This window comes from Pedobacter ginsenosidimutans, assembly GCF_001442625.1.
GTDB classification, from domain to species: domain Bacteria; phylum Bacteroidota; class Bacteroidia; order Sphingobacteriales; family Sphingobacteriaceae; genus Pedobacter; species Pedobacter ginsenosidimutans.
Genome location: NZ_LMZQ01000003.1, coordinates 300,057 through 311,774, shown reverse-complemented (window position 1 = coordinate 311,774; position 11,718 = coordinate 300,057). Strand labels below are relative to the sequence as shown.

12 protein-coding genes are annotated in these 11,718 nt (G+C 37.3%); 3 read left to right on the top strand and 9 right to left on the bottom strand.

Translation table 11 applies throughout. From position 1 onward, the window contains the following. Positions 1-135 precede the first annotated feature (135 nt). Positions 136-906, bottom strand: coding sequence for a patatin-like phospholipase family protein (locus ASU31_RS05345; RefSeq protein WP_057931344.1), 771 nt, complete (start codon positions 904-906; stop codon positions 136-138). 122 nt (positions 907-1,028) lie between these two features. Then, entirely contained in the window at positions 1,029-2,063 is a 1,035-nt protein-coding gene (gene gldB, locus ASU31_RS05340; RefSeq protein WP_057931343.1) for a gliding motility lipoprotein GldB, read from the bottom strand. A 30-nt stretch (positions 2,064-2,093) separates the two neighbouring features. On the opposite strand from gldB, the gene ASU31_RS05335 reads away from it, so the two are divergent. Further along, complete coding sequence (locus ASU31_RS05335; protein WP_057931342.1) at positions 2,094-2,768, top strand: porin family protein; 675 nt, start codon at positions 2,094-2,096, stop codon at positions 2,766-2,768. Between the two features lie 63 nt (positions 2,769-2,831). Then, entirely contained in the window at positions 2,832-4,472 is a 1,641-nt protein-coding gene (locus ASU31_RS05330; protein ID WP_057931341.1) for an NAD+ synthase, read from the top strand. Positions 4,473-4,712: 240 nt separating this feature from the next. Here ASU31_RS05330 and ASU31_RS05325 read toward each other — a convergent pair whose 3' ends face one another. The 7 genes from ASU31_RS05325 to rsmI form a co-directional block, all read right to left on the bottom strand. Next, on the bottom strand, positions 4,713-5,129 hold the full coding sequence (locus ASU31_RS05325) for an OsmC family protein (protein ID WP_057931340.1): 417 nt from the start codon (positions 5,127-5,129) through the stop codon (positions 4,713-4,715). Positions 5,130-5,319: 190 nt separating this feature from the next. Next, the gene (locus ASU31_RS05320) at positions 5,320-6,069 is read right to left on the bottom strand and encodes a M57 family metalloprotease (RefSeq protein ID WP_057931339.1); all 750 of its coding nucleotides are present in this window, start codon (positions 6,067-6,069) and stop codon (positions 5,320-5,322) included. Between the two features lie 140 nt (positions 6,070-6,209). Further along, positions 6,210-6,716, bottom strand: a complete 507-nt coding sequence (gene lspA / locus ASU31_RS05315) for a signal peptidase II (RefSeq protein ID WP_057931338.1) — start codon at positions 6,714-6,716, stop codon at positions 6,210-6,212. A gap of 32 nt (positions 6,717-6,748) precedes the next feature. Continuing rightward, positions 6,749-8,365, bottom strand: a complete 1,617-nt coding sequence (gene lnt / locus ASU31_RS05310; protein ID WP_057931337.1) for an apolipoprotein N-acyltransferase — start codon at positions 8,363-8,365, stop codon at positions 6,749-6,751. Positions 8,366-8,524: 159 nt separating this feature from the next. Then, positions 8,525-8,743, bottom strand: a complete 219-nt coding sequence (locus ASU31_RS05305) for a GIY-YIG nuclease family protein (protein WP_245224484.1) — start codon at positions 8,741-8,743, stop codon at positions 8,525-8,527. A gap of 51 nt (positions 8,744-8,794) precedes the next feature. Further along, positions 8,795-9,448 (bottom strand): PH domain-containing protein, encoded by a 654-nt coding sequence (locus ASU31_RS05300; RefSeq protein WP_057931336.1) that lies wholly within the window; start codon positions 9,446-9,448, stop codon positions 8,795-8,797. A gap of 38 nt (positions 9,449-9,486) precedes the next feature. Next, positions 9,487-10,200 (bottom strand): 16S rRNA (cytidine(1402)-2'-O)-methyltransferase, encoded by a 714-nt coding sequence (gene rsmI, locus ASU31_RS05295; RefSeq protein WP_057931335.1) that lies wholly within the window; start codon positions 10,198-10,200, stop codon positions 9,487-9,489. A 138-nt stretch (positions 10,201-10,338) separates the two neighbouring features. Here rsmI and serS point away from each other — a divergent pair, with 138 nt between their 5' ends. After that, complete coding sequence (serS, locus tag ASU31_RS05290) at positions 10,339-11,610, top strand: serine--tRNA ligase (RefSeq protein ID WP_057931334.1); 1,272 nt, start codon at positions 10,339-10,341, stop codon at positions 11,608-11,610. Positions 11,611-11,718: the final 108 nt, after the last annotated feature.

Genomic DNA, 11,718 nt, shown 5'->3' with positions numbered 1-11,718 from the left:
ATCAACACCAAGAGAATTGTAATATTTTTATTGCATAAGTGTATTTTTTACACTCATTTATTTGTTTAACATAAACTATTTTATTGTAGTTTAAATATTACGTTCGGTGAGAAATGGGCAAGTCAAGCCCAGTTGTTATTTTGTAATTAATTCAGAAATTGTTGGGCTGTTTTTAATCGTAATCAAGGCTTCTTCGTGTGCCAGCCAATAAATATCTTCTGCACGTTTCATGTCGAATGTACTAATAGCCCCTAAACCTTTTGGCTCGATTAATACATTACAGAATTTTGCTTTTCTTTCCATATCATGGTTAATAGACATTATACCAGCACGCCCCATTAAGTTGGTAATACCAGTAATTTTATCAACTGGTTTAAGGTGATTACAAGACGAGCCTATAATGAAATCGCAGTCATCCATTAAAGGTTCGACCGGGAAATTGTTTAAAATGCCACCATCCACATACATCTGGCCATCAATCATAATGGGTTTAAAAATACCAGGTATGCAGCTAGAGGCATGAATAGCCCTAATAAGCGGTCCTTTTGTAAAATAAACCAATCGGCCTTCGCTAAAATTTACAGCAGCAATGGTTAAAGGTATTTTTAGCTTCTCAATTGAATCTTCCGGAAAATATTCCTTTAAAATCAGAGAAGTGTTTTCGATATTGATTAAACCCAGAGAACCCACTGCAGGGCGTACGAAGCGCCACAGTTTCGTTTTAAGAAAAATATTTAAGCCTTCTTCCGGATCTATGCCAGCGGCAAAAAAGGCTCCGGCTATTGCTCCTGCACTTGTTCCGCTAATGTGGCTAAAGGTAATGCCCAAATTGCTAAAGGCTTTTAAAACGCCTAAATGTGCTATTCCCCTAATACCTCCGCCTGATAATACAATGCCAACTTTCATAGATTTAGTTTGGGATGATTACTTTAAAATTTCAACTGATCGATTTTATTGCTTAATTGTTGTATTGTTAAATTGTTTTGCCTGCGAACTTAACTGATAACTAAAAACCGCAAACTGATAAACTATCTCTGTTGTTTCGGTTTATACTTCGATTGATTTAAAATTCTCTGTGCATCGTTATCTGCCATTAATTTTTGTAAAGTAACATCAGGGTGTTCTTTCATATATTTTCTTACAATTTGCCAACCCATCCATACACCCAATTTTGGTGCCGAATCTCTATTTTCACCTAAACCCGGTGTAAAAGGCCCTTCGGATAAAAACACCTGGATTTTTTGATAGTCGGTTTCATACAGGTAATTGTTCTCCAAAAAATATGCCCAAATATCGCCTTCGAAATTTTGTGCCCAGTCTATTTGTTGTTTGGTATATCCAATTTTGGTAGAATCGCTTAAGTTTTCAGGCAAAACCTGATCTAAGAAATATAAAACCTTTCCCTGGAAGATCATTTTAGACAACAGGGTTCTATTGTCGTCAGGCTCTGCAAAAAGTTCTTCGTGGGCGTATGTTTCGGCTACACGGGGCACTATATATTCAGGTGTAAACCTTCTCGATAGGTATAAGGGCACACTTTGCACAATGGCCTTATAAAATTTGCTGTCTTTGCCCAAAAACATATCCAAACCAATACCCAAATAGTTATCGCCTACTGGCATTTGGTAAGCAAAACCTGAAGCAAAAGAGATAAATTTTGGAATCTTCGCTTTCGGGTAATAGTATTTAATGTATTTAAAAGTCTCGCTTAATCCTTCTTCCTGCACTTTTAAGTTTGGAAAAACACTATCAACTTCTTTGCTTAAATCGGTATAAGCCTGGTCGCGGTACAGGTTGGTCAACGATTCGGTGTTGGAATATTTGCTGTCTAAAATCCGGTGGATAAAATCGTCATAAAACACACCATATTTCGAACCAAGCTGTTTATCTACGTCAATAATGTTTTTGTTTTTTCCGGCAAATAGCTCGTTATCAAATCTTTCGATTTTAATGTTTACCTGTATATTGCTTACATCTGGCCTGTTGCTTTGCCTGCAGGAAATAAATGTGATGGCAAAAAGAAAAATTAGATAAATTTGCCAGTGTTTTACGTTATACATCATGTACAACAAATATATATAAACACCTATAGCATGAAAAGAATATCGACCATTTTAATTTTGTCTCTTTTGAGTATTGGCGCATGGGCGCAAAATTCTCCTTTAACCAATTACGGTTTTAGGTTAGGTTTAACCGCTACTCCGACTTTTGGTTGGATTAAGCCTGAGCAGGGAAAAACAGACGGAATAGCTTTGGGCTTTTCTTATGGCCTAATCGGTGATTTTAATTTTGCCCCGAATTATAGTTTTTCTACAGCGCTAACCATCACTTCGATAAATGGTAAAAGTACAGAGGCGAATGTTCTGCCTTATTATAGCGCCAGTAGTAGCACTGCACCGAAAGCTTACGATTTAAAATATAAATTACAATATGTAGACTTGCCTTTAACCATTAAACTAAAAACAGTTAAGGCTGACGGAAAACGTTGGTATGGTCAGTTTGGATTGTCTAATTCAATCAACATCAGTGCTAAACAAGATGCTGTAACAGGTGGAACGGTTGTTGGCGATAATTTAAATGTATCCGATAACATTAAACTTTATCGTGCGGGATTAATCATCGGTGGTGGTGGCGAATTTGATATTTCGGGCAATACCAGTATCGTAGCAGGTTTAACTTTTAATAACGGTTTCACTAATATTGTAACAGATAAAGCCAGAGATGTTAGAAATCATTATTTGGCCCTTAATTTCGGTGTATTCTTTTAATCGAGATATTTCCCTTGATACTTGATACTCATTACTTGATACTCACTCCTTGATACATTAAACATGAAAATAGCGCTAGCACAACTCAATTACCATATCGGAAACTTTGAGGCCAACACTAAAAAAATAACCGAAAATATTCAATTGGCGAAAGATAAAGGTGCAGATTTGGTTGTTTTTGCCGAGCTGGCTATTTGTGGCTATCCCCCAAGAGATTTTTTGGAGTTTGATGAGTTTATTGTATTGTGCGAAACTGCAGCTCAGGAGATTGCCAAGCATTGTACAGATATTGCCTGTATTGTAGGCCTACCTATTAAAAACGAAGTACTACAGGGAAAAGATCTGTTTAATGCAGCCTATTTTATCGAAGAAGGGAAAGTTAAGGCGGTGGTTAAAAAATCACTGCTGCCTACCTACGATGTGTTTGATGAGTATCGTTATTTCGAGCCTGCCACACAATTTAACTGTATCGATTTTAAGGGTAAAAAAATTGCCCTCACCATTTGCGAGGATCTGTGGAATATCAATGATAATCCATTATATGTTTCTAATCCAATGGATGAGCTGATTAAAGAGCAGCCTGATGTAATGATTAATATTGCAGCATCTCCTTTCTCTTACACCCATGATGATGAACGCATTAAAGTATTGGCGGATAATGCAAAAAAGTATAACCTGCCTGTATTTTATGTAAACCAGGTTGGTGCGCAGACTGAGATTATTTTTGATGGCGGTTCTTTGGTTTTCGATGCTGATGGAACCATGAAAGCAGAAATGAAATATTTTGAAGAGGATCTTCAGGTTTTTGATCTGGAAGAGGTTGAAAATGTGCGTAATAAATATCCCCAATCGGAAAGATTAACCGATGTTGAGCAGATTCACGATGCATTGATTCTAGGGATAAAGGATTATTTCAGGAAGTCTGGTTTCAGTAAAGCCGTTTTGGGCTTATCAGGTGGGATCGACTCCGCTGTGGTTTGCGCCTTGGCTTGTCGCGCGTTAGGTCCTGAAAATGTTATGGCCGTTTTAATGCCTTCTAAATTCTCTTCTGACCATTCCGTTCAAGATGCTTTAGATTTGGTTAACAATATTGGTTGTATGCACGAAATTGTGCCAATTAAAGAGGTTGCAGGAGCTTTCGATCATATACTGGCACCAGCTTTTAAGGGCCTGCCTTTTAACCTTGCAGAAGAAAATATCCAGGCCCGTATTCGTGGAATTATTAATATGGCCATGAGTAATAAGTTTGGCTATATTTTATTGAATACATCAAACAAAAGTGAGTGTGCTGTTGGTTATGGTACTTTATACGGTGATATGTGCGGTGCTATTGGGGTAATTGGCGATGTGTATAAAATGCAGGTTTTTGAGCTTGCGAGATACATTAATAAAGAAAGGGAAATTATTCCGATCAATACTATTGTTAAACCACCATCTGCAGAGTTAAGACCCGATCAAAAAGATTCTGATTCATTGCCTGAATATGAAATTCTTGATAAAATATTATATCAGCACATCGAAAAGAAACAGGGCTCGAAAGCCATTATTGCTCAAGGTTTTGATGAGGCACTGGTGCTGCGGATTCTGAAAATGGTTAATGTTGCCGAATTTAAGCGTTATCAAACACCACCTATTTTAAGGGTATCGCCAAAAGCATTTGGTATGGGCAGAAGAATGCCGATTGTAGGGAAATATATGGCTTAGATTGTTGAAAGGTTTAAAAGTTATTTTGATTGTTCAATTGTTGAGATTGTTAAATTGTGAATTGCCAATTGAAAACTTTTTACTTGTTGGTTAACTGGTTAATTGTTTAACCTGTGAATTGTAGACTGGTCGTCATCTCGACTGAAGCGCAGCGGAATGGAGGGATCTATCGGGACAGATTTCTCGACTACGTTGCACTCCGCTCGAAATGAAGATCTGTTACCGATCCGCCATCACATTTTACGCTAAAGTCGCATCAACGGTAATCGTTGTGTTTAATAATTTAGAGATTGGGCAGTTTTTTTCTGCATCTGCTACCAATTCATCAAATTTTTCTTGTGTTAAATCAGGAACAGAAGCGGTTAGCGTTAAGTGCGATTCTACAATTTCACCTTTAGATGGATCCAGGTTAATTTCGCATTTGGTTTCCAATTTATCAGCTATAAATCCTGCTTCAGTTAAGTTAGCTGATAATTTCATTGTAAAACAGCCTGCATGCGCAGCAGCAATTAATTCTTCAGGATTTGTGCCAACGCCTTCTGCGAAGCGAGAATTAAAAGAATATTGAGTATTATTTAAAGTGGTACTTTGTGTAGTGATGTTACCATTACCTTCTTTAATAGAACCTTGCCATACGGCTGTTGCATTTCTTTTCATGATTGGATTTTATTTTTAGATTGTTTAACACCTAAAGATAAAAATATGTTTGTTTAAAGGAGGCAATTCTTTGTTAAGAAATCCTCGTATTAAAATCATTTCAAAATATTGTTTAAAAAAAAAGAAGCTGCTTCAGAGAAACAGCTTCCATTGCATTACGATCTTTTTAGGTTATTTATCTGATTTTTAATTATAAAGGGTATAATACTGCGGTAGCCTGTTTATCCTTTGCTGATAAAACAGTCGCGCCACTTCCACATTGTCCACCGTTCATTAATGATAATGCGTCGGTTCCTCCAACCCCTGGAACATTAATGGTTGTAGATTGGTTAGTGTGTTTAAATGAAATGGTATGCCCAAATTCATGTGTTATGGTTCTTTGTCGCTGCGCGAAAGAATTGTTTTGGATCAGATTCTGGTTAATCCAAACCGTATTGCCAGCTTTACCGTTAGAAGTTGATAAATAAGCCTGTCCGCATGTAGAACTTCCAATTGTATTATCTACTTTAATTAGGATATCATAAATAGTACCTGTTGTAATCACAAATTTGATTTTAGAATTAGGTACTGTATTCCATTGGTTGATCGCAGAATTGATTTCGCTGATCATCCCATTTATAGAAGGGTCAACTTTAACGCGGATATTAGTGCTATTGGTTACAATATTTCCGTTGTAATACTGTTCGGTTATCGGCTTTCCATTATCGGCAGGAACTTCCATGTTTTTACTGAATACGATATCACCATCTGCAACGTAATTATCGCCATTTTCTACAATCTGTGCATCTGTAAATCCAAGATTTTTGATGTAAGCAAGAACTTTTTGGTTTTGAACGGTTTCGTTTTCCGGTTCAGTCGTGATCTCATTTTTCTTCGAGCACGAGATCACTACTACTGAGAGCAATGCAATCAGCACAGTTTTTGTTAATAGGTTTTTCATAGTTTAGGTTTTTGGTTTAGATCGTAATAAGCTGTAATTGAGCATTACATGAATAAATATAATACAAAAAATACAAATATGTATTTATAAAGCATATTTTTTTGTATTTTTAATTAGCTATCATTGATCTTGTTTTTGTCCTAATCTATTTGTTGTTTTAGCCTATTACTTCTAATCGACTGGAAAAGTAATATACCTACACCAATCATGATCGAAATGTCAGCAAAATTGAAAACACCTGTTTGGAAGAGGTAAAAATCCATATGCATAAAATCGGTAACCGATCCGTGTACAATCCGATCGTATAGGTTGCCAATTCCGCCACCTATCAGAAAACACAAAGCAATTTGCATACTCATTGGTAAATTGCGTTTGGCAAAGAGGAAATATAATCCGTAGCCCAAAAATAGTAATGGCAAGCCTGTTAGAATAATGAGTCTAAAAATATAGGGCATATTATCGCCTAGACTTAAAAATGCACCACTGTTTTCTACTTTGGTTAAGGTAAAGCGGTCTTTTATAATGCTGATATGTTCGTAATCGCTAATCTCGGTACGCACAATTTTTTTAGAAATCTGATCGCAGCCAAAATTTAATGTGAGCAGTAATAATAAAACAGACCACCTGAGGTTTTTAAACTGTTGCATGTTTTTATAATTAGAAGTTTACAGACGGGTTTTTATTTTTTTACCCATTTTCTATAAGGGATAATCAAGGCTAAGATAATTGCTAAAACACTCAACATTTTCGCAATAATGTCTCCGCTTTTTACATAAAAGGTAATCTCGTCGTTTAGGTTAATGTTGGCCTTTATTGCAGTTCTCGTCCACCATTTGGTGCTCTGCGTTACGTCGCCACGTTGATTGATGAAACAAGAAATGCCTGTATTTGCAGAACGGGCCACATCGCGGTGGGTTTCAATTGCCCTAAGTTTGGCGTACATCATGTGCTGGTCTTTACCTGAGGTATTTCCCCACCAGCCATCATTGGTGATAATAGCAATAAATTGTGCCCCATCTTTAACCGATTGAGCAACCCATTCGCCCCATAGGCTTTCATAACAAATTACGGGTGCCGCACCAATTCCACTCTGCGCATAAAGTACACCTGGTTTCTCCTGCCAGCCCCATCCACCAACAGCTCCACCAAGTTCAGCAAAAACACCGTCTAAAAATGAAAACACTTTAGGGAAAGGCATTTTTTCTACACCTGGTACTAATTTAGATTTATGGTAAAACTGAACATTTGCAGAGTTTTCTACTTGCATGGCCGTGTTAAAATTATCCCAATACTGGTTGCTTTGCGGATCGTACTTTGCTGAAAGTGTTTTTTTGGTCTGGTAGATTTTTATGCTTTCAATTCCAGTAATCAGTGTTCCGTTTTTGTATTTGCTTAAGAAACTTTGGAGGGCATAAAAATCAGGATTAGATCTGATCCGATCTTCGTCGGCACGGCTCGGTATTGCTGTTTCTGGCCAGATAAAATATTCTGTATTGCTTTGCCCAACCGAATCGGAAAGGTGTGTTAAAATTTTGAGCTGTTCAGAAACCGGTATACTTTCCAGTTTTTGATAAGGATCGATATTCGGTTGAACCACCACCACATTGCTTGGTGTCCCTTTCTGTTCGGAAGTAAAGTATTTGGTTAATGAAATGCCGATGGGAATAATCACTATTAAAGCCCAGATTCCGGCGGTTCTAAATCTTAAATAACCTGTTTGTGATTTAAATTTCTTGTAGGCTTCAAAAGCTAGGATATTACTCACTAAAATCCATAATGAACCTCCGTAAACGCCAGTATAATCATACCATTGCGCCAGCTGATGCATCCCTGCTAAACCATTACCTAAGGTCATCCAGGGGAAGGCTAAATCCCAGGTTTGCTGCAAATATTCTAAAGCGATATAAAAGGCAATTAAGCCCAGGTACGCAATCTTTTTATTTACGTATTTGCCCAATCGATAGTATAACCAAAAAGCAAAAGTCATTAAAAGCGCACCTAATCCATAAGGAATTAAAGAAACTGGAAGGGCTACTGCTGTACCATTATACGCACTTATAGCATTGTACACCCAATAAATTGATGCTGTATTCCAAACCAAAAATGTTAAGCCGGCAGTCAAGAAAATTCTTTTTCCTTGCTTTTTTTTAGCACTGTATGAAATGGAATCGAGTGCAATGAATAAAGGAACCAAACCAATCAGTAATAATGGTGTAGTAAAAGGCATTGGTGGCCAGGCTAGCCAAAGTAAAAATGCACTTAAGAGGGCGAGGAGGTAGGTTTGTTTAGATTTCATTACTAAGTGGTAAAATCGTCATGCTGAATTTATTTCAGCATCTTAAATGCTGTTTTATTATAAGGGCTTAAAGGAGCGGAGCAGTTATTCAAGTGTTAAGAATAAATCATCCCAGTTAGGATTTAATTCATTTATTAAGGTTATTTTCCATGACCTTTTCTAATTCTTTAATTGCTTTTCTCTTATTATGGCTTCTTCAATACTGTCAAATTGTTCAAAAAACACCAAAAGATTGCAATTATATCTTGCAGAAAATGAATTAGGATAATACTTATCTTTATGTTCTTTAATCCTGAAATACAATTCTGATGTTACGCCAATATAAAGAACTGTATGTTTAAAATTGCTTAATATATAAACGCATCCGCCTCTTTCCATCTTTTACATCAATTAAGACCCTGAAATAAATTCAGGGTGACGGCCTTTTACTTACAAACTATCTAAAATATTTGCTTTTTTAGCTTCGTATTCTTCCTGAGTAATGAGGTGTTTATCGTACAAAGTTTTAAGCTTGCGTAATTTTAATGTGGTTTCGTCTTCTGGCTCTTCTACAACTTCAGCTATTTGAATAACGGGTTGTACTGGCTCAGGAGTTGGTTCGTAAGCAGGAATTTCGGCAAGAGGTTGAGCATTTAAATTGATTGGGGAAGCCGTTGCACGGTTTTCTTCCAGTTTTTGCTGACGGAGCATTTCCTTATACTCATCCAATTGCTGGTTCGCAGCCTGATGTAATTTACGCGCCTGTACTTTCGGAATAAATTCGGTTACGATATTTTCGCCATGTTGTGGTACACAGATAAATTTAGAACCAAAAAACTCTTCTTTAAATGAAACCTCTTTAATGCTTTTCCACGAAATATCTTTGAAGTTCATGGTTAAACCTAAATTACCTGGCTCGCAATAAAAAATACGCTTATTCGAAATTGCTATACTATCTGGTAACAAGTTTACCGCTGGTTTTTTCTGTACAGCTAAATATAAAAGTTCTTCGCCTGCTGTTAAAAGGTCGTTTAATTTTCCAATAACTTTTTCAACCGCTTTTGGGTCTTGTTCGTCACTCAGAAATCTATCTATGCTAATCATAATATTTTTAAAATTGGTATGTTGTTTATTTTCTGATGCTAATCTTCAGCATCTTCATATTTGTTTTTGCTTTTAATGTTGGGTTTCCCCGCTATGCAAATTACAAATTCTCCTTTTAAAGTATTGTTTTCAAAATGTGATTTTATTTCTACCAAAGTTCCACGAACCGTTTCTTCGAACATCTTGGTGAGCTCTCTACTTACCGAGGCCTGCCTATCGGCACCCAAATACTGCGCAAACTCCTCTAAAGTTTTTAATAAACGATGCGGACTTTCATAAAGTATAATGGTGCGGTCTTCTTCAGCTAACTTTTTAAATTTTGTCTGCCTGCCTTTTTTAACCGGCAAAAAACCTTCAAAACAGAACGCATCTGCAGGTAGGCCTGAGTTAACCAAAGCAGGCACAAAAGCTGTTGCACCAGGTAAACATTCTACTGCAATATCATTTTTAATGGCTTCGCGTACCAGGAAAAAACCAGGATCGGAAATAGCCGGAGTTCCGGCATCAGATATTAGGGCAATTTTTTGTCCTTCGTTTAAAAACTTGATAATCTCGGAAGTGGCCTTATGTTCATTGTGCTGATGGTGCGAGAAAACTCTTTTATCTATACCAAAATGTTTCAGCATTGGGGCACTGGTACGGGTATCTTCGGCGAGGATTAAATCGCATTCTTTTAATATCCGGATTGCCCTAAAGGTCATATCCTCCAAATTGCCTATGGGCGTTGGTACGAGAAATAGTTTGCCATCCATATTTTTCTGTGTCCATCATTGCAAGAACTGGCTCCGATTTCTCGGAGAGGAACGATGAAGCAATCTTTTTGTTGGGAGATTGCCGCACTGCGTTCGCAATGACGACTTAATTATTATCTTTGCTTAAAAAATTAAATAATGCTGCAAGTTAACTATATCCGCGAAAATAGAGAGAAAGTTTTAGAACGTTTAAGTGTCCGTAATTTTAAACAGCCAGAACTGGTAGATGAAATCATTAAAATTGATGAGGACCGCCGTTCTACACAAACTTCCCTGGATAATATTTCTGCTGAAGCGAATGCAGCTGCCAAACAAATTGGCGATTTAATGCGTACTGGTAAAAAAGAAGAAGCCGAGGCGATTAAAGCACAAACGGCTTCTCATAAAGAAAATATCAAAAACCTGAGTGATAAATTAAATGAGTTGGAAGCCGCTCAACATAATTTAATTGTTCAATTGCCTAATTTGCCATATCATTTGGTAAAGCAAGGATCTACGGCGGAAGAAAACGAAGTTGTTCTAACGCATGGAGCGCCTGCTAAATTACCAAATAAGGCTTTGCCGCACTGGGAATTGGCTGCGAAATATGATATTATCGATTTCGAATTGGGTGTAAAAATTACTGGCGCTGGTTTTCCGGTTTATAAAGGAAAAGGAGCAAAGTTACAACGTGCCCTGATTAATTTCTTTTTAGATCATGCTACTGAAGCAGGTTATAAAGAAATGCAGGTACCTCATTTGGTTAATGCGGCCTCGGGTTTTGGCACCGGACAGTTACCAGATAAAGAAGGACAGATGTATCATTCAACTGTTGATGATTTATACTTAATCCCAACAGCCGAAGTTCCGGTAACCAATTTATACCGTGATGTAATTGTTAAAGAAGAAGATCTTCCAATTAAAAATACCGCTTATACGCCTTGTTTCCGTAGAGAAGCGGGCTCATATGGAGCACACGTACGTGGTTTAAACCGCTTACACCAGTTTGATAAGGTTGAAGTGGTGCAGATTACGCATCCTGATAAATCTTACGAAACCTTAGAAGATATGAGCCAATATGTTCAGTCTTTATTGAAGGAGCTGGGATTGCATTACCGCGTGTTGCGTTTATGCGGTGGTGATATGGGCTTTACTTCTGCCATGACTTATGACATGGAGGTGTGGAGTGCTGCACAAGAGCGTTGGTTAGAAGTTTCTTCTGTATCAAATTTCGAAACTTATCAGAGTAACCGTTTAAAATTACGCTTTAAAGGAAAAGAAGGGAAGGCACAACTGGCGCACTCATTAAATGGAAGCGCATTGGCATTACCGCGTATTGTGGCATCTATTTTAGAAAACTACCAGACCGAAAACGGAATTAAAATTCCGGAGGCTTTAGTGAAATATACTGGTTTTGATATTATTGATTAGTCTTAGATAAATCGTCATTGCGAGGTACGAAGCAATCTTAATGCGCTAGAACAATGATGAAGCATCAAATTAAGAATTTTATAAAGGGTGAGATTGCTTCGTCGTTCC

Bases quoted from the DNA above. Each gene is read 5' to 3' on its own strand.
- ASU31_RS05345 (WP_057931344.1), bottom strand. From the start codon at position 906: ATGAAAGTTGGCATTGTATTATCAGGCGGAGGTATTAGGGGAATAGCA.
- gldB (WP_057931343.1), bottom strand. From the start codon at position 2,063: ATGATGTATAACGTAAAACACTGGCAAATTTATCTAATTTTTCTTTTT.
- ASU31_RS05335 (WP_057931342.1), top strand. From the start codon at position 2,094: ATGAAAAGAATATCGACCATTTTAATTTTGTCTCTTTTGAGTATTGGC.
- ASU31_RS05330 (WP_057931341.1), top strand. From the start codon at position 2,832: ATGAAAATAGCGCTAGCACAACTCAATTACCATATCGGAAACTTTGAG.
- ASU31_RS05325 (WP_057931340.1), bottom strand. From the start codon at position 5,129: ATGAAAAGAAATGCAACAGCCGTATGGCAAGGTTCTATTAAAGAAGGT.
- ASU31_RS05320 (WP_057931339.1), bottom strand. From the start codon at position 6,069: ATGAAAAACCTATTAACAAAAACTGTGCTGATTGCATTGCTCTCAGTA.
- lspA (WP_057931338.1), bottom strand. From the start codon at position 6,716: ATGCAACAGTTTAAAAACCTCAGGTGGTCTGTTTTATTATTACTGCTC.
- lnt (WP_057931337.1), bottom strand. From the start codon at position 8,365: ATGAAATCTAAACAAACCTACCTCCTCGCCCTCTTAAGTGCATTTTTA.
- ASU31_RS05305 (WP_245224484.1), bottom strand. From the start codon at position 8,743: ATGGAAAGAGGCGGATGCGTTTATATATTAAGCAATTTTAAACATACA.
- ASU31_RS05300 (WP_057931336.1), bottom strand. From the start codon at position 9,448: ATGATTAGCATAGATAGATTTCTGAGTGACGAACAAGACCCAAAAGCG.
- rsmI (WP_057931335.1), bottom strand. From the start codon at position 10,200: ATGGATGGCAAACTATTTCTCGTACCAACGCCCATAGGCAATTTGGAG.
- serS (WP_057931334.1), top strand. From the start codon at position 10,339: ATGCTGCAAGTTAACTATATCCGCGAAAATAGAGAGAAAGTTTTAGAA.